The organism is Sphingomonas sp. DMC8 (assembly GCF_056314185.1).
Genome location: NZ_JBQUYV010000003.1, coordinates 265,954 through 284,309 on the forward strand (window position 1 = coordinate 265,954; position 18,356 = coordinate 284,309).

12 protein-coding genes are annotated in these 18,356 nt (G+C 64.3%); 11 read left to right on the forward strand and 1 reads right to left on the reverse strand.

What is annotated here, in order from left to right:
- Positions 1–11: 11 nt before the first annotated feature.
- Positions 12–974 (reverse strand): hypothetical protein, encoded by a 963-nt coding sequence (locus ACT53K_RS08835; protein ID WP_476228228.1) that lies wholly within the window; start codon positions 972–974, stop codon positions 12–14.
- A 327-nt stretch (positions 975–1,301) separates the two neighbouring features.
- Between ACT53K_RS08835 and ACT53K_RS08840 the strand changes: the two genes are divergently transcribed.
- From ACT53K_RS08840 to ACT53K_RS08890, 11 genes are all read left to right on the forward strand, one after another.
- Positions 1,302–2,363, forward strand: coding sequence for a ferritin-like domain-containing protein (locus ACT53K_RS08840; protein WP_476228229.1), 1,062 nt, complete (start codon positions 1,302–1,304; stop codon positions 2,361–2,363).
- On the forward strand, positions 2,360–4,210 hold the full coding sequence (locus tag ACT53K_RS08845) for a hypothetical protein (protein WP_476228230.1): 1,851 nt from the start codon (positions 2,360–2,362) through the stop codon (positions 4,208–4,210). The genes ACT53K_RS08840 and ACT53K_RS08845 overlap by 4 nt, the downstream gene beginning before the upstream one ends.
- A 9-nt stretch (positions 4,211–4,219) precedes the next feature.
- Positions 4,220–6,076, forward strand: coding sequence for a TonB-dependent receptor plug domain-containing protein (locus ACT53K_RS08850; RefSeq protein ID WP_476228231.1), 1,857 nt, complete (start codon positions 4,220–4,222; stop codon positions 6,074–6,076).
- Between the two features lie 100 nt (positions 6,077–6,176).
- A complete protein-coding gene (locus ACT53K_RS08855) occupies positions 6,177–7,106 on the forward strand; it encodes a LysR substrate-binding domain-containing protein (RefSeq protein WP_476228232.1) in 930 nt (309 codons plus the stop codon).
- A 300-nt stretch (positions 7,107–7,406) separates the two neighbouring features.
- On the forward strand, positions 7,407–9,710 hold the full coding sequence (locus ACT53K_RS08860; RefSeq protein WP_476228233.1) for a TonB-dependent siderophore receptor: 2,304 nt from the start codon (positions 7,407–7,409) through the stop codon (positions 9,708–9,710).
- A gap of 22 nt (positions 9,711–9,732) precedes the next feature.
- Positions 9,733–11,535 (forward strand): ABC transporter ATP-binding protein/permease, encoded by a 1,803-nt coding sequence (locus ACT53K_RS08865; protein ID WP_476228234.1) that lies wholly within the window; start codon positions 9,733–9,735, stop codon positions 11,533–11,535.
- Entirely contained in the window at positions 11,532–12,887 is a 1,356-nt protein-coding gene (locus ACT53K_RS08870; RefSeq protein ID WP_476228236.1) for a TldD/PmbA family protein, read from the forward strand. The genes ACT53K_RS08865 and ACT53K_RS08870 overlap by 4 nt, the downstream gene beginning before the upstream one ends.
- Entirely contained in the window at positions 12,884–14,338 is a 1,455-nt protein-coding gene (gene tldD / locus ACT53K_RS08875) for a metalloprotease TldD (protein WP_476228238.1), read from the forward strand. Before ACT53K_RS08870 ends, tldD begins: the two co-directional genes overlap by 4 nt.
- A 25-nt stretch (positions 14,339–14,363) precedes the next feature.
- Complete coding sequence (trxA, locus tag ACT53K_RS08880) at positions 14,364–14,687, forward strand: thioredoxin (RefSeq protein WP_476228240.1); 324 nt, start codon at positions 14,364–14,366, stop codon at positions 14,685–14,687.
- Positions 14,684–15,478, forward strand: coding sequence for a hypothetical protein (locus ACT53K_RS08885; protein ID WP_476228242.1), 795 nt, complete (start codon positions 14,684–14,686; stop codon positions 15,476–15,478). Before trxA ends, ACT53K_RS08885 begins: the two co-directional genes overlap by 4 nt.
- Before the next feature lie 13 nt (positions 15,479–15,491).
- Entirely contained in the window at positions 15,492–18,305 is a 2,814-nt protein-coding gene (locus ACT53K_RS08890) for a M16 family metallopeptidase (RefSeq protein ID WP_476228244.1), read from the forward strand.
- Positions 18,306–18,356 lie beyond the last annotated feature (51 nt).

An 18,356-nucleotide genomic window follows, 5' to 3' on the forward strand; every position in this document is an offset into this window, starting at 1 on the left:
GCGGCGACGCGCTATTGCTTCCAGCGGCCGATATCGCCCCAGGTGGGCGCGCGCTTTGCCGGTGCGACGCCGGCCTTGAGTCCGTTGCTAGCGCTTTCCGGCGGCTGGAAGAGTTGACAGGCCGGCAGCGTCGTCGGGTCAACGCCGGCGACTTCAGACCAGATTTCCGGGCTGGGCTGGGTCGCGGCAAAATTGGTATAGTTCTGGCTGACATAGGGCGCATTGGCGGGCGCCAAAGGGTAGCCGGAAAAATAGAAGGACTGCGGCAGCACCTCGCCCGCAGCATTGGCCTGAAAACCGTAGCCGAACAGAATGCCGCCCTTGTCGGTCAGGTCCGGGCTTGCGCCCACCTGCATCACATATCCGTTCGCCGCGCTCACCCAGAAAGAGTAGCCTTGGCCGCCTGTACCAATGCGCGCACTGTCTTCCTTGCTGTAGGGAAGGTGCGATACGAAGTCGCGGCGCGGCGGATGATTGAGGCCCGAGAACAGGCAAATGCGCGGCATCCAGGCCGGCCGCCCCTCTCCCGCAACGAAATAGGCCACATCGCCCAGCGAGATGAATTTGCAGGAATAATGGTTGTCTAGCGGGAAGATCGGCAGGCAATATTCGTCGTACCGCTCTTCCATCGCCCCTTCCCCGGACTTGCCGCGCCAGGTGGAGTCGTAAAAGGTCTTGCCATAGGAAGTCTGGTACGTTGCGCCTGCCGGCGGCTTACCCTGATAGGGCGGCGGATATTTCCCGGCATCGTCCCCGTAAACGCGGTACATCGTCCAGTCCGATTGCCAGTACACGGGCCATAGCGGATCGGCAGGCTCTCCCTTTTTGCGCTTGTAGACGCAATTCTCGACCTGGCATGGGCTCGCCTCGGCGGGGTTATGGGCGCCGTAGGTCTGATAGACCTGTGCAGTCGCCGGAGCCGCCATTACCATGGCTGAGCCCGCGATAATCGAGAATAGCAGCCCCTTGGTCATCGGCTTCCCCTCCCGTAACGACGTTCGCAAAATCAACAATAACGGCCCAAAACATGCGAATTCGATGAAATTTTTCCGACGTCAGGGCACATTTACCTCAGCCTCAACAATATCAATATTCCAGATTTCATGAATACATTTTGAGATCAACTTAACATTCAAGACACCCAAACGCCGCAAAAGATGACGCCATTATGGTTTATATTTCAGTTGACGGAAAACGCGCTGCAGCGACCATAGCAAACTGAAATCAGGCGAGTCCCCAGCATGTGTCGGGACGGCGCGCCTACAGGCATCATTCGACGCCCGAGAGGGGAGATACCCGGGATGATCAAGCTTTCCTGGTGCGAACCGCGCGGCCTGGCCGACGTACAGGCGCTGGTACAGGGCGCAGTCGACATCGAATTCTCGACCTTGCCGCCGTATCTCTACGCCTCGCTCACCATCCTGCCCGACACCAATGCTGCGGCCAAATCCCGGCTGCAGTCGGTGATCATGCAGGAAATGATCCACATGTGCCTGGCCTGCAATATCCTGAACGCGATCGGCGGGACGGTGCAGATCCAGCCGCCCTCCTATCCGGGCACCCTGCCCCATGCGGTCGGCGGCAGCCTGGTCGTGCACCTCTACCCCTTTTCGCCGCAGGCCATGGAACAGGGCATGGCGATCGAGACTCCGCTCGAGCCGATCGAACCGCGCATGTTGCTCGCAAAAGGCGACGGCGAGGAAGAGGAAGTGACAATCGGAGTCTATTACGAGCGGCTGAAGCTGGCGCTGCAGGCGCTACCCGCCTCGGCATGGACGCGGGACCGCAATCAGGTGACCGACGCACAGTTCTTCCAGGGGCAGGTGTTTGCGGTCAACAACTGTGAAGATGCCTGCAATGCGATTGACCAGATCGTATCGGAAGGCGAAGGGACGCCCAGGTCCCCGGAAACGCAAGGCAGCCCGCTCGATTTCCAGAACGAGCTGGCCCATTATTATCGCTTCTGGGAAATCCACAAGAACCGTGTCCTCCAGAAGGACGTTTCGCCTGACGGGAACGGCTCCGGATATATGTGGGGCGGGCCGCTCGGCGTCGACTGGAAGGCGGCCTATCCCGCGATCACCGATCCCGAGCGCTATGATTTCAGTCGGGAATCCGAAGCGGTCCAGATCGCGCAAGCGAAGTGCAATGCCGCCTTCACGGCGATGGTGTACGCGCTGCAGGCGGCCTTTGGCGGCGCGCCGGGCCAACTCGGCGTAGCGGTACGCGCGATGTTCGATCTCCGCATGGCGGCGATGCAGGCGCTCAACACGCCGCTCAGCAACGGCATGGTCGCGGGCCCGGCGTTTCTGTTCGAGCCAATCGTCACCACCGAAGTTGCCGATATGGGAGCGGTCGCATGAGCATCCTCGAATTCCCCCGGATCTATTTCTCGGGCGAAATCAGCTGGGATCCCGTCACCACCAACAACAATACCGAGCCGACCTGGAAAGCCAATTATGACGAGGTGAACGCCGATCCGCAGCTCGACGGCCAAGCGCTGCGCCCGAACCAGGTCGCGCAATATCGTCAGACGGCGATCCAGCAGATTCCCGGTCAGAACTGGAACCCGGCGGGTACCTATCGATCGTTTTTCTACAATTGCGCCGTGTCCGGCGTCGACACCGGCGCGGGGCTGGACACGACCGACCCATTCGTAAGCGCGCCCGCCAATTTCGCCGGCATGCTCGTCGATGCGGAGCCATATGGCCCCTATACGTCGCAGCTGTTCTTCGATTCGATCCATCTCGGCATCGATGGGGGCTGCCGCATCCTCGGCAGCCCGGTGTGCCGGTCGAGCGATCGCTACATCAACTTCAGTGCCAATCGCGCGAATGCGTTCATCGCCGGCGTCGCCTCCGTCCTGTGGCAGGCCTGTTACGCTTGGGATCCGGACACGCTGACCATCGACGCCTTCGATTCGCCCGCATTACAGGCGCTGCGCGCCAGTATGGAGGCACCGGGCGTCAAAGGGCTGATGACTCGCTTCTGCACCTATCGAACAATCTATTATGACGACCTAAAGCTCGCCACCGGCTCCAAAGAAGAAGTGGATAAGGAGGTCGCTGCGCAGGCCAAGGCGCTGATGGAGAAATTTGCCGCCGGCGGGTTCCAGCCCAATCCGGCGCGCAGTCTGCTGGTGGGCACGGCCGGCATCTGGCGGGACACGGACCCGATGCACGAGCCCGGCGATCGGGCACTGGTCACCACGAACAAGACGGTGGCGATCGGCGACAGGCTGGGCAAGGTTCCGTTCGGCACCGCCTGGGCGCGAGTAGATCGCGACAGGATCGCGCTTGACCTTTCAAACGCAGTTCCGTGGAACACGGTGACGCCGGACAAGGCCAATGTCGGCAATCTCCTTATCTCGGCCGGCGATGTGCCGATCGCGACACTGACGCCCGACCGCTATGACCAGGCAGCCTATCTCGCAACCTCGGGCATCGTCGATGTGCCTCTCCCCGCGTCGCAGGTCGCGCTCGACCTGAACGCACTGACTCTTTCGGTAGAAATTGACGACAAGCCCACACCGCTTCTGGCAGAAGCGCCCCTCCGGGCAATCCCGCTCGCACCCAATCTCTATGTCAACCAGGGCGAGCCCGCATTGGCGCAGGCACAGGTCTATGCATATGGCAAGCCGGCGGGCGCAGGCATTCGCGTCAGCCTGGTTGAGGTCGGATCGAACAGCACCACGCCGGTAACTGCCATTACCGACGCAAACGGGCTGGTCAGCTTCTCGCTCGACAGTGCGACACCAACCATCACCGCCTTTGTATTCGAGCCCGGCGACAATCCGACCGTGCCGATCTCGGCGGACGCATTCAACCCGCAGGTGTACACCTACATGTATCTGCGCGTCCTTCCCGGCGATGACGCCCTTGCGAAGCTCGAACCCAGCTGGGACAATGTCTATGCCCATGTCCTCTCTTATTGGGAGGCGATAGCGCCGTGCATGGACAACTGGCTGCGCCTGGGCGACGAGGCGCAGGTGCGCGCCTATGCGCCGATCATCAAGAAGCTAACCGACCCCGGTTATTTCGAGCATTTCCGGTATATGCCGGTGACCCGCGACCTGACTCGTGGCCAGCGCACCCTCCTCTACCGGTTCCTCGACAACGCACCGCTAAAAGCCAGCGAACGTACCGAAGCGTCGTCCGCACCGGAGGCAGAAACCGGCGGGTTTGCGGCACTTGCCCGGCAAATGCGCTGAGCATCGGCGTTGAAGACGAGCACCAGCCTGGCGGCCCTTGCCGTTCTTTTTGCCGCGCCCGCCGCCCGCGCGCAGCAAGTTGCTTCGGACAAGGAAGAGGATGTCTTTGTCACCGCCTCCCGCGTGGGGGATAGCGCGGGCACTGCGACCATAGCCTCCGACACCATCGAGCGCCGCCAGAGCACCTCGCTGGTCGAACTGCTTGACGATCTGCCCGGCGTACATGCGTTTTCGACTGGCGGCCCTGCGGGCGGCACCTTTCTGACGATACGAGGCGGCGAGCCCAATTTCACCGCCGTTCTGATCGACGGCGTACGGCTGAACGACCCCACCAACAGTGCCGGTGGTGCTTTCGATTTCACGTTGCTGGACCCGCTCATCGTCAAACGAGTCGAAGTGTCCCGCGTGGCGGAATCGGCAATTCATGGTTCGGATGCGCTGTCAGGCGTCGTCCAGATCGTCACTCGCTCGCCAGCGACCCAGGATCTTCGTGTCGGTGCGCGGGGATGGCTCGACAGCCGGTATGGCGGCGCGGCCTCTGCCAGCGTGTCGAGCGGCTGGCACGGGGGCGGCATCCTTGCCGCGGGCGCCCATTACGACAGCGGCGACGGCGATGCCGCCGGCACGCTACGCCGCGACCAGCTCTTCGGCAGTGCCCGTCAGTCACTGGGTGGTTACAAGCTCGCGGCGACGGGGCTCTACGGCTCTATGCGCGGCACGCTGTTTCCGGAGGACAGCGGCGGGCCGCTGCTGGCGGTGAACCGCACGCGCGAGAACCGCAGCGGTGACCTCTCGCTCGCAGCCCTCTCGATTGCGCGGGATTCGACAGCTCGGATCCGGCCCAGCCTGACCGCATCCTGGTCGGTCGCGCATGGCGACAGTGCCGCGCCGGCAATCGCGCCGGGCGTGCTCAGCGGCGTTCCGGCAACGACTGCGCATGACCGTTTTGTCCGCTTCGAAGGCACCGGCGCCGTCGCCGGTGATCTTGGCCCGGTCACGCTTTCGGTGGGTGGGGCAGTGCTGCGCGAGAGCGGCCGAAGCACCGGCACGCTGAATTTCGGCTTTCCCCTGCCGGTGAAATTCGCACTTACCCGGGTGACGCATAGCGGCTTTGGAGAGGCGGTACTGCGCGCCTCCACCCGCGTTACACTGGGAGGCGCGGTTCGGTACGACAAGCTGGACGGCGGCAGCGGCGACTGGACTGGGCGCGGCACCGTGCGATGGGAGATCGCGTCCTCCGGCCCGAGCCTGTTCGCCCACCTTGCCAGCGGCTACAAGCGCCCCAGCCTCTATGCGCTAGGTCACCCACTCGTCGGCAACGCCAAGCTTGTTCCCGAGACGAGCCGCAGCCTCGACGCCGGCATCGAGGTGCCGCTTTCCGCCGGCCGGGTAAGCCTCACGCTGTTCGACAATCGGTTTCGCAATCTGATCGACTTCGATCCCATCGCGTTCCGCCTCGTGAACCGCGCTAGGGTCGGCGCGCAAGGTCTGGAAGCGGCGTTAGCGCTGGTGATGGGCAAAGGCTGGTCGCTTACCGGGGCAGTCACGCACGTCTCGCTCGATAGCGAAACACCGCTGCGCGGGCGCCCGGCGTGGAGCGGAAACCTGCGCCTGGCGTGGGAAAAAAATGGCTGGCAAGCCGATGCAGCACTGCGCGGTAACAGCGACGTGAATGACAGCGCCGTTCCAACGGGAGCACGCGTGACCTCAGGCCATGTTGAGGCCGACCTGGGGTTTGGCTATCGGCTCACCGCCCATGCGAAGTTAAGGATTACCGCGCGCAACCTGGGCGACAACCGGAGCTGGGACGCAGTGGGCACACCCGCGCCGGGCAGGAGCCTGAGGATGTCGATCGCGTTCGATTGACCGGCCCGGTCAGATACCATCAAGCGCGGTCGCAGCGCGCTTTGATTTGACAGTCCTGCCTACCGCTCGGAAACATCCGTTCAGGTAGTGAGAGAGACTCATGGTCGATGATGCCCGGCATCCGCAGCAGAGCCTGCGGCGGCTGAATTTGAACCTATTCTATGCGCTGGCCGCAATTCTGCGCGCGACCACATTGACCGAAGCGGGGCGCATGAACTCGCTGAGCCAACCGGCGATGAGCATGGCACTGCGGAGGTTGCGGGAGCATTTTGACGACCCGATCGTCATCTATGGGCATGGCGAACGGCGACTGACTGCTCTGGGCGAGGCGCTGCTGCCGCGGGTAATGCGAATCCTGCGTGAGGCAGACGACGTGCTCGACCTGCGCCTGGAGTTCGATCCCGCAACTGCGGAGCGCATCATTTCGATCGCTGCACCGCAGGAGATCGAACTGATGTTCCTGCGGACGGTGATTCCGCGCCTGCTGCAGCAGGGTCCGCGGCTGCAAATCCATCTGGTGCCGTTCCATTATGGATCGGTACAGGCGCTGTTCGACCGCGGCGTGGATGTCGCCATCTTGCCCGGGCAAATGGCCGATCCGGCGCTGCCAACGCGAACGCTGTTCGAATCGACGCACACCGCCATCGTTTGTCGCAACCATCCCGATTTCGGCGATGCCATGTCGATTACGGAATATCTGGGTGCGCGACACGCCGCGCTTTCCGAGGATATGGAGCGCGTCAACCTGAACGGGCTGGATCATCCCCTGCTGGCGAAGCGTGACATCGTCGTCCGCACCAGCATGTATGCAATGTTGCCCGCATTGGTCGAGCGCACCGACCTGATCGCGACAGTCAGCTCATGGCTGGGGCAATATTATGCGGCGATGACTCCCGTGCGACTCGTCGATGTGTCCGCGGCGGCGTTCCCCACTGCGTCGGTGGTCGCGCAATGGCCTGCGCACCTGGAGCGTGCCCCGCATGTGGAATGGATCCTCCACGAACTGCGCCGGGCGATTTACTGGAAATAGGCGCGGCGCTCGCACGATATGGCCATCAATCAGATTGATGCGCGTATCATCATTACTGATTTGTCGGCATTTCAGATTGATTGCATCCTCATGACAGCTGCTGGACAGACGCAGGCCCGCAAGCGGGGGAACAAGCGTGTGACAGCTGCGAGCAGGGCAAGGAACGGCCCGTATCCGGGCACCAACTCGGTCGGCTCAGGGAGGCTGACCACCGTTCATTGAGCGCTATCAGGTGCGGCACGCCGCACCGGAACGCGGCACGCCGCGCCGGTCAGCCTGTGCTGCAAGAAGGGGGGAAGGATGAAGCTACTTCGTTCGAATATGATGTGCTGGATGCTTGGCGCGAGCGCCTTGTCGATGGCAACCTGCGTGGTGCCCGCCGCTGCACAAACCCGACAGATTTCGGTTCCGTCGATGTCACTTGCAAGCGCGCTTAAGGAAATCGCCGAGCAGAGCGGCCGTACGATCAATTTCGATCCGGATGCGGTGCGTGGCCGGCTGTCGCGGCCTGTTTCGGCGACCGATGCCGTGGCCGCAGTGCGCCAGGCCATCAATGGCCAAGGACTGTCGCTAGAACTGCGAGACGGCAAGATCGACGTGTTCGCCGAAGTCGTCGTCACGGCCGCGCGGGACGAGGCGGAGACCAGCTACGCCGCACGCACGACCACAACCTCCTCCCGCACCGGATTGTCGCTACGCGAACAGCCGCGCAATGCGCAGGTGATCACCTCCAAGCTCATGCAAGAGCAGCAGTCACAGTCGATTACCGACGCGCTGCGCAATGCGGGCGGAGTCATGGTCAACAATGCCACGGTGCAGAGCGGCATCACCTATAGCGTACGCGGCTTCGATACCGTAGGCATCACCAACGGCCTGGCAGGCACAGCGGCGCTGGGCCAGGCGGCTAGCGGCACGCAGTCGATGGTCAATGTCGAACGGCTGGAAGTGCTGAAAGGCCCCGACGCGCTGCTGGCAGGCGCCAACAACCTTGGCGGCACAGTCAATATCGTCACGAAGAAACCGGCGGCCGACCCTTATGTATACGCGGTGCTGGAAGGCGGCTCGTTCGGCCAGTATCGCGCGACGCTGGATGCCACCGGCGGGCTGAATGCTTCGCACACGTTCAGCGCGCGCGCGATCGCCAGCGTCAACCAAGCGGACCGCAACTGGGGCGGGTATGCCGGCACGCGCGACAATCTGATCGCAACGAGCGTCCGGTTCAAAAACGACAAGACCGACGCGATCTTCAGCGTTTCGCTGAGCGATCAATTCACCGGCGCCTCGCCCTACACGCTGCTCAATCCGGCTACCAACCAGCCCTTCGCAATCGCGCGGGACAAGCCGCTCTACGGCCACAAGCAGCAGGGCGTGCGCACCGAATCAACGCAGGTCTTCGGCGAGATCACGCAGGAGGTGGCAAGCTGGTTGACCGTCGTGGCACGCGGCCAGCATCAGGAAATCGATCTCGATCTCGCATCCTATTCCCCCTATGGCGTCATGGGCGGCAGTGGCGACGTCTTCTCCAGCAATAGCCATAGCTTGCAAAAGGTGTCTTCGGACGCGGTAGACGGTTATGTCCGGGTCAAGGCTTCCACCGGACCGGTGAAGCACCAACTGGTCGCTGGCGCCACCTATGTCGCCAACGACACGCTGGCGCTGAGTAGCTCGAAAGGCTCATTCTTTTCCTACAACGTGCTCAGCGCGACAGCGCCCGCGCCGGCAATTCCAGCAATCAACCGCCAAGACTACAGGCTCACGTCCAGCCAGACCGGCTATTACGCGCAATATCAGTTCAACCTATGGAAAATTCGTCTCCTCGCGGGCGTTCGCCGGAACGAATATGAGAGCAGGATTGCCAATTACTCTACCAACCGGTCCAACTACCAATCGAATGGTTCTACCACGCCCAATTTTGGTGTTATCATCGACCTGACAAAGAGCGTGTCGCTATACGGTTCACAAGCCTATGGATATTCACCGAATACGACGGTGGACTGGCAGCGCAACAAGCTTCCCGATCTAAAGACGCGCAACTCAGAAGCCGGCGTCAAGGTGGACCTGTTCGGCAGCCGCATGCTGCTGAACGCCTCGTGGTTCCGCCTATACCAGAGCGTGTCGCTGGTGGCCGATCTGCAGCATCCCGGCTACCAGTTGGCGACACCGGGTCTGCAGGGCGAAGGTATCGACCTGCATCTCAGCGGCGAAATCTCGCACGACTGGATGGTTTCGGCATCCTATACACGCACCGACTATAAGATGCTGACCTTCTCCCAATATGGGAACACGCCTCAGGGCAAGCCGAAGGACCAGTACAGCTTCTACACATCCTATCGCCGTCCCTTAAGCAGCGAAGTCACGGCTGGACTCGGCATGGGTCTGTTCGGGCGTTCCAGCGCGGCGGTGACACGCACTGGATCCTTCTATCTCCCGCCGGCGGTGCAGGCAGACGCGAACTTTTTCCTGAAATGGCGGGCGTTCGATCTGAACGTGGGCGTGCGCAACGTGTTCGATCGCCTGAACTATGGGATCAGCTACCAGACTTCGTATCTGCCGATCCAGGAACCGCGTTCGGTTCGCGTAACGCTAGGCTATCGGTTCCGCTGAAAGGCAGCAAGAGCATCCCTGTATGACGTCCCAACCGAACCAGACCGGGGAGGTTCGCCGCGAGGCGAACCTCTCTTCTTCTAAGCCAGCGCGCGGGCGCTGGGCCCATGCCGTGCGGCTCATCGGCAGCTACTGGGTATCGCGCGATTGGAAGTTCGCCTGGTTCGCCGTGGTGGTGCTGCTCGGCTTCCAGTTCGGTACAACCTACATGTTCGTCGCCACCAATCGCTGGCAGCAGGCATTTTATGACGCGCTTGCCAAACGCGATGTGGCGCATTTTCCTTGGCTTGTCCTGCTGTTCTTCGTGATCATTGCGGTGCAGGTTTTCACCGGCGCGCTAAACAGCCTGATCACCATGGTGCTAGGCATTCGCTGGCGCCGATTTCTGACCGACCGCTATGTCGCGCGCTATCTTGCTCGCAATCGCTTTGCGGAAATCGAACGGCTGCGGCTTATCGACAATCCTGACCAGCGCATCACTGATGATATTGGTGCCCTGACCGGCACCCGCGGCAACATCCCCAACATAGTCAACATCCTGCTGGCTTTTATCGGCAGTATCGTCGGCAGCGTCACCTTTGCGTTCATCCTTATGGAAACAGCGGAGCCGATCCGCTTCCACCTCTTCGGCACGGCCGTTTCCATTCCGGGCGGCACGATTTGGTATGCCGTGCTCTACGCGCTGTTCGGCAGTTTCGTAATCGGTTGGATCGGTCGGCCCTTCGTCCGGGCGCTGATGCGACTGCAGCATGTCGAAGCGGATTTGCGCGCCGATCTGATGCATATCCGCCGCAACGCCGCGCAGATCGGCTTTGCCGGAGCCGTCGATACGGAAGCGGGTGCGCTGCGCGCCGCGTTCGACCAGGTTGCACGAACCTATCACCGCTACATCCTGGCAAACCTGGGAATCCAGGTCGGCGACGGCGTGTACCAGCGCGTCGGCGGCGTCGTCCCGATCATGCTGCTGGTGCCCCGCTATTTCGCCGGTGCGATCAGCTTCGGCCAGGTGATGGGCGCACGCGATGCGTTCGGTACGATGGTCCAGAACCTGTCAATCTTCGTCCAGCAGTTCAGCTGGATCGGCCAGCAGCTCGCGAACATCAATCGCGTGCGCGCACTCGACGATGCAATCGACGACGAGCGCCCACGCGGTATCGGTTTCGCCTTCGCGCCGGATCTGGCCGAGGCGGCGATCACCACGCATGCCCTTCGGCTGGCACGCCCCGATGGTCAGCAATTGCTCGACGTTGGCGACTGGACGGTCCGGCGCGGCGAGCGCTGGGTGGTGCAAGGCCCGTCGGGCGCCGGCAAGAGTACCTTGCTGCGGGCGATCGCCGGTCTATGGCCGGACGGCGCAGGCATGGTGACGCTGTCGGGCACCGGCACCGTCATGTTCGTGCCACAGCGACTCTATTTGCCGCTGGGCAGCCTGAAGGCGGCGATCTGTTTCCCGGATCTGCCCGAGGCGCATGACGATGCGGCGATTGCCGCCCTCCTCATGCGTGTCCGCCTTTCCGGCCATGTCGAGCAGATGCACGCAGCGCGGCAGTGGCAGGAGGAATTGTCGCCTGGCGAGCAGCAGCGCGTCGCACTGGCACGTATTCTGTTGCATCGCCCCGATCTGCTGGTGCTCGATGAAGCGACGAGCGCGCTTGATGCCGACAATGCACGCTTCTTCCACGAGCAGATCCTGGCCGAGATGCCGGGACTTACCCTGGTCAGCGTCGTCCATGACGATCGCCTGCGGTGCTATCACACCCATGCGTTGCGGATCGAAGACGGGATTGCCCGAGGCGATGTGATTCCCACCGGAGATGCTCAGTGACAGGCTACGCGGCTTGCGACGAATCCAGCCTGCGCGATGTCGCATCCCGGGCGGTGGCGTTGGCGCAGGAGATGGGCGCCGACGAGGTCTGCGCAACCGCGCGGGCCGGCGGCGGCGTTAGCATCAAGGTGCGCAATGGCCATGCCGAAAGCGCCGTGCGCGACGGCTATCAGGCGCTGTCGCTGACCGTCTATCGCGGCGGCCGCAGCGGCGCAGCGAGCACCGCTGCCCTGGATGATGCATCGCTGGCGCGCGTGGTGAATGAAGCGCTGGTCATCGCCGATGCAGTGCAGCCGGACCCCGATGCGGGCTTGCCCGAAATATCGGCGCTGGCGTTCGTAACGCCGGCGCCCGAATGCTTCGCCCATTCGGGGCAGTCGCCCGAGGCGTTGCTGACGCGCGCGCTGGAATTCGAGGCGCTGACCGTGGCGGCGGCGGCCCGGGCATCGGCGACGGTGCGGGCGAATGAGGTCAGCGTAACGTCGAGCGACCACCTCTCCGCGCTCGCGACGTCGGCGGGGTTCTGTCGATCCCGCGCTGTTTCCACCCATGCACAATGGGCTGCAGCGCTGGCGCAGGATGGCGACGGCGCGATCCGCGACTTTGCGCAAAGTGTCGACCGGCGCTTCGATCGGCTGGACCCGATGGACGTGCTGGCCGAGGAAGCCGTGGCGCGCGCCGCAGCACAACTGGGCGCCCGCACAGTCGCCGGACAGCGCGCGCCGGTGCTGTTCGACGCACGCATCGCCCCGGCGCTGGTTCATGCGCTTACGCAGGCGCTGTTCGGCCGTGCGCAATATAGCAAGGCCAGCTGGCTGCCGGGGGCGCTGGGCAGCGTGGTCGCGGCGACGCATCTCGACCTGATCGAAGACCCGTTCGAGCCCTTTGGTCTCGCCAGCGGCGGATGGGACAGCGAAGGAGTTTCGGGCCGCCGGCGCCCGATCCTCGATGCCGGGGTCTGTGCGGGCTATTTCCTCAACGCCGCCTCGGGCCGGCGTCTGGGGATGCCTTCGACCGGGAATGCCGATGGCCCCTGGAACCTGACCCTGACCAGTCGCGCACCCGGCGGCGACGCAGCCGCGCTGCGCAGGGCCATGGGGACCGGTCTGCTCGTGACACAGTTGCAGGGGGGCGGCAGCGACCCCGTTACCGGAAACTGGACCCAGGCGGTGTCGGGCTTCTGGGTGGAGGGCGGCGCGATCATCCACCCTGTGACCGATGTGACGATCGGCGGGCGACTGAGCGACATGTGGCGCGCGGTGGTTGCAGTGGGTGACGATGTCCAGCGCCAGGGCGCAGTGCGCACCGGATCTATCCTGATCGAGGCGATGCAACTGGGAGGTGGCGCATGACCATGTCGGCAATGGGGCAGGCCCAGGCGCGCATCCTGGCGCCCGCCGGACTCGACCGCACGGATATTGAGCATGCACTGGGTCAGCTGGCTGCCGGCGGCGCCGATCTGGGCGACCTGTATTTCGAAGCACGGACATCGCGGAGCTGGCGACTGGAGGACGGCCGGGTTCGGGCCGGCAGCTTCGGCATTACGCAAGGCGTGGGCGCGCGCGCGGCACGCGGCGCGGCGCTCGGCTTCGCCTATTCGGCCGACATGCGCGCGCCGGCGCTGCGGACGCTGGCCGAGGCTGTGCGCGGGCTGCGGCAGAGCAGCGGCGATGCCGCGCCAGCCGCTATCAGGCTTGGCGGCGAACAGCCCGGCCACACGCTCTATCCGGCGATCGATCCGGTCGCGGGCGCCGAAGCTGCGGCGTGGATCTCCCTGCTGGAGCGAGTCGAGACATGGGCGCGGGCGGCAGATTCGCGAATCGTTCGGGTCGACGCCCAATTGGCGGCAAGCGAGCAGGTCGTGCTGGTTGCCGATCTTGACGGTCGGCTGGGTGCCGATGTGCGACCGATGGTCCAGCTACGGTTGATGGTAGTGGCCGAAGCGCCTGGCGGGCGGCGCGCCCGCGGCTTTGGGGGGCTTGGCGGCAGGCACGATCTGGCGGGCTTTGGCGATGCAGCCGTCGTCCACGCCGTTGCCAAAGCGACCGAGATGGCGCTGATCAACCTCGATGCGCGGCCGGCACCGGCCGGCACGATGCCGGTCGTACTCGGCCCCGGCTATCCCGGCGTCTTGTTCCACGAGGCGGTAGGCCATGGGCTGGAGGGCGATCACCACCGCCAAGGCCTCTCTGCCTTCGGTGGGCGGCTGGGTGAACGCATCGCCGCGCCCGGGGTGACCGTGATCGACGATGGCGGCATCGCGGGCCGCATCGGCTCGCTGGGAATGGACGACGAAGGCACGGCACCCGAACGCACCGTGCTGGTGGAAGACGGCATTCTCACCGGCCTTATGCAGGACCGGCTCAATGCCGGGCTGATGAATGCGCGTCCGACGGGCAATGGCCGTCGGCAGAGCCATGCGCATCTTCCGATGCCGCGCATGACCAACACCTTCCTCGCGGCAGGCCAGGAAGACCCGGCCGATATATTGCGTTCGGTGCAGAACGGCATCTACGCAACGGCGTTCGGGGGCGGCCAGGTCGACATCACCAGCGGTCGCTTCAACTTTTCGACCACCCAGGCGTGGCGGATCGAGGATGGCAGGATCACGGCGCCGATCGAAGGGGCGACGCTGATCGGCGTCGGCCATGAGGCGCTTAAACAGATTTCGATGGTCGGACACGACCTCGCGCTCGACGAGGGCGTCGCGACCTGCGGCAAGCAGGGACAGACGCTCGATGTGAGCGTGGGGCAACCTACCATCCGTATCGATGCAATGATGGTCGGCGGGCGCGGCGCGTGACGAACGAGGGAACAGGAGAGATAATGTGAGTAGCGTACAAGTGGCCACCGCCGAAACCTTCGACACGCTGGTTCTGGAGGCTGCGGAGCCCGTGCTGGTCGACTTCTGGGCGCCCTGGTGCGGCCCCTGCAAGATGCTGCTGCCGGCACTGGAGGATTTGGCCGAGGAATTTGCCGGCGAGGCGCGAATAGTGAAGGTCAATGTCGACGAGCAGCCGGAGTTGAAGGAACGCTTCGCTGTCGCGACTTTGCCGACGCTCCTGCTGTTTCAGGGGGGCGAACTGCGCGAGCGGCTGATGGGCGTGCAAACGCGCGCCCGTCTTTCCATGCTGCTGGAGGATGCCGCGTGACGCTCGCCTTTGCGGGCGATCCGGCCCGGAAAGCGGCGTTGCTCGAGGCGGTGGCAAAAGGCGAGGCGATCGCCGATGCCGACGCGCTAGCGATGCGAAGCGACCTTCCGCTGCCGATAGCGGCGCTGCTGATGCTGCTTGCGCCGCGCGTGCGAGCGCCGGGCAACGAGACGATTTTCCTGCTCGCGGCACTGGCGGCAGTGACACCAGGTGCCGATCTGGCCCAGCTGCCGACACGCCTCGCCTTGTACCTGCTCGACGCCCCCGAAATCGCAGGGGACGGGGGGCTCCTCGCGCGGGTCCGTGCACTCCATCAGCAGCAGCTCGACGGCGCGGCCCCCGACCGGGACGCATGGAAGCAAATTCGGCGCGCAGTATTGGCGCCGGTGGACGCCTCGCTCGATGGTGTTGCGCGGGCGCGGGCAAAGATGAGCGAAGCGGCCTGTTGGCCGGCGGACCGCGACCGCTCGACCCTTACCACCATGCTGCGCTGCTGGATCGATCTGGCAGAGCTGGAGGCGAACCCCGATTGGTCGGAGGAGGATGGGCGCCGAAGCATGGCGTTGCTCGATCGCCTTTGGCAAGAACATGAAGCCGCCCGCGCCGCAGGCGAGCCGGTTCCTTATCCGAAGCTGTTCCACGCGGCAGACCCCGATCTGGCACGCCGGTACGAAGCCAATCTTGCACGCACGAACCGCCGCGTCGTCGAGCGCTATGACGAATTCGCCGCGCTACTGGTGCGGATGCTCGCCGAAGCGCCCGTCCCTTCAGCCCTTGCGCACCATCTTTAAGGGCATTGCGACGATGAAGTGTCTCCTGGTGACCGGCAGCACCTTGCTCGCGCTGGCGCTTCCTTGCGCGCCGGCCGTCGCTCAGCAGGGCACCGCGCCGGTCGCAACGCTCGTCGACCAGGTGAAATTGCCCTATGCCCAGTTTACGCTCGCCAATGGCCTGAGGGTGATCGTCCATACTGATCGGAAGGCGCCCGTCGTGGCGCTGTCGATTTGGTACGATGTCGGCTCAAAGCATGAGCCCGCCGGCAAGACGGGGTTCGCACACCTTTTCGAGCATCTGATGTTCAACGGCTCGCAAAATGCGCCCGGCGGCGTGTTCGAACAGCTCAGGCAGGTCGGCGCCACCGACATGAACGGCACGACCAATTTCGATCGCACCAATTACTTCGAAACGGTGCCGAAGCCCGCTCTGGAACGGGCACTCTTTATCGAAAGCGATCGCATGGGCTGGCTCACCCCCGCGATCACCCAAAACGTGCTCGATCAGCAGCGCGGCGTCGTCCAGAACGAGAAGCGTCAGGGCGACAATCAGCCCTATAGCGGCCTGCAATATGCGGTGCTCGACGGCCTGCTCGGTACCACGCCCTATGGCCATGCGCCGATCGGATCGATGGCCGATCTGGACCGGGCGAGCCTGGCCGATGTGAAAGCCTGGTTCCAAGCCCATTACGGCCCGAACAATGCGGTGCTGGTGCTCGCCGGTGATATCGATGCGGCCGAAGCGCGGCCGCTTGTGGAGAAATATTTCGGCGCCATTCCTGCCGGCCCGAAGAGCGAACGTCCCCAAGTGGCGATCCCGACGCTTCCGACGCCGAAAACGATCGTGCTGAAGGATCATGTCGCAGCGACCATGCTGGTGCGCAGCTGGGCGGTGCCGGGCGTGAACGATCCGGACTCGGCGGCGCTGCAGGTGTTCGGCGGGGTGCTCGGCGGGCTGGCCAGTTCGCGCCTCAACAATGCGCTGGTGCGCGGCGAAAAGCTCGCCGTCCATGTCTCGGCCGGGATTGATCCGCTGGCCCAGCTCGGCATGTTCCAGATCCAGGCGGTGCTGAAGCCGGGCGTCGATGCGGCGCTGGTGGAAAAGCGGATCGACGCCATTCTGGCCGATCTGATCGCCAAGGGCCCCAGCGCGGACGAAGTGCTGCGCGTCGCGACGAGCCAGGTTTCCCGCACGATCCTTGGGCTGGAGTCCACCTCCGCCCAGGCGGCGGCGCTCGCCGAGGGCGCGCTCTATGCCGGTGATCCGGGCCAGTTCCACCAGCGCCTCGCCGCCATCGCGACGATGACCCCCGCAAAGGCCCGCGCAGCGGCGGCGAAATGGCTCACGCGCCCGGCGCTTACCGTGGTCGTCGAAGCTGGCGAGCGACCGGCCTATCAGGAAGCGAAGCCGGCAGCCCCCACGACCGCAGTTTCGGAAGCGATACCGAAGGGCACCCGCGGGCCGCTCCCTGCCGTAGGCATGGTGCAGGACATCCGCTTCCCCGCCGTCACGCGCACGCGTCTCTCGAACGGTATCGAGATCGTGTATGCGCAGCAGGGGGCGGTACCGTATACGCGGATCGTCCTCAGCTTCGATGCCGGCGTGACCGCAGATCCTGACGACAAGCCCGGCACGCAGAATTTGGCGCTAGCCCTGCTTGAGGCCGGCACGACCAGCCGCGATTCCGTCGCGATCGCCGAGACTGAGGAACGGCTGGGTGCGGAGGTCCAGTCGGGCCATTCCGCCGATCGCAGCTGGATCACGTTCGGCACCCCCAGCACCAATCTGGACGCCGCGGCCGCCTTGTTCGCGGACATCGCGCGCCGCCCCGCCTTTACGCCTGCGGAAGTCGAGCGGCTGCGAGCGAGCGCGCTTACTTCGATCCAGTTTGGCCTCGCCAATCCCTCCAGCCTCGCAGGCCGGGCAATGGCCGGGCTGCTCTACGGCCCCGGCCATCCCTATGCGAAGATCGGCAACGGCACGGGCGATCCGGCGGCGATTGCAGCGCTGCGCCGGGAAGACCTGATCGCCTTCCATCATGCATGGATCCGCCCCGAAAAGGCCAAGCTGTTCGTGGTCAGCGACATGCCGCTGGAGCGTATCAAGGCGGTGCTGGAGGCGCGCTTCGGCGATTGGCGCGGCGAGGGGCCGGCAGGTACCAAAATCTTCGCCGCCGCGCCCCGATCGGCCGAGCCGCGCATCGTGCTGGTCGATCGGCCCAATGCACCGCAATCGCTGATCCGCGCCGGGCAGATGACGCCGCTCGACCCCAAAACCGAGCTGCTGGCGGCGATCACGGCCAACCAGGCGCTCGGGGGCGGCTTCGCGTCGCGCATCAACATGGAACTGCGCGAGCACCGGCACTGGTCCTATGGTGCCGGCGGCAGTTTCGACTGGCTCGAACATGCCGTGCCTTACGCCATCGAGGCACCGGTGCAGGCCGATCGCACCGGCGATTCGATCCGCGCGATCCGCGACCAGGTCGATGCGTTCCTGACGAGCAGAGGAGTGACCCCGGCCGAGCTGGCGCGCGACGTGAACGGGGCCATCGGCGAACTGGCCGGGCGCTTCGAAACCTCGGGCGCGGTGCTCGTCGCGATGCAGACCAACGACCTGCGCCGCCGCCCGGACGATTTTTACGATCACATTGCCGCGCGCTACCGCGGCTTCACCGTCGCCGAACTCGACGCGGCGGCGCGCGCGGCGCTGAAGCAGGGCCGTTTCGTCTGGATAGTGGTGGGGGATGCGGCCAAGGTGCGGCCCCAGCTGGAAGGCCTTGGCTTGCCCATCGACGTGATCGGGGCAGCGTCGCTGGCGAGCGCCACGCCGCCGTCACCCAAGTAAGCAGGCGATGTTCTTCCTCACCGCGTAAGGCGCGATGATCGGCAGAGCTCT

What these genes read in the sequence shown, in the direction of transcription:
- ACT53K_RS08835 (WP_476228228.1), bottom strand. Translation starts at nt 974, where the DNA reads ATGACCAAGGGGCTGCTATTCTCGATTATCGCGGGCTCAGCCATGGTA.
- ACT53K_RS08840 (WP_476228229.1), top strand. Translation starts at nt 1,302, where the DNA reads ATGATCAAGCTTTCCTGGTGCGAACCGCGCGGCCTGGCCGACGTACAG.
- ACT53K_RS08845 (WP_476228230.1), top strand. Translation starts at nt 2,360, where the DNA reads ATGAGCATCCTCGAATTCCCCCGGATCTATTTCTCGGGCGAAATCAGC.
- ACT53K_RS08855 (WP_476228232.1), top strand. Translation starts at nt 6,177, where the DNA reads ATGGTCGATGATGCCCGGCATCCGCAGCAGAGCCTGCGGCGGCTGAAT.
- ACT53K_RS08860 (WP_476228233.1), top strand. Translation starts at nt 7,407, where the DNA reads ATGAAGCTACTTCGTTCGAATATGATGTGCTGGATGCTTGGCGCGAGC.
- ACT53K_RS08865 (WP_476228234.1), top strand. Translation starts at nt 9,733, where the DNA reads ATGACGTCCCAACCGAACCAGACCGGGGAGGTTCGCCGCGAGGCGAAC.
- tldD (WP_476228238.1), top strand. Translation starts at nt 12,884, where the DNA reads ATGACCATGTCGGCAATGGGGCAGGCCCAGGCGCGCATCCTGGCGCCC.
- ACT53K_RS08890 (WP_476228244.1), top strand. Translation starts at nt 15,492, where the DNA reads ATGAAGTGTCTCCTGGTGACCGGCAGCACCTTGCTCGCGCTGGCGCTT.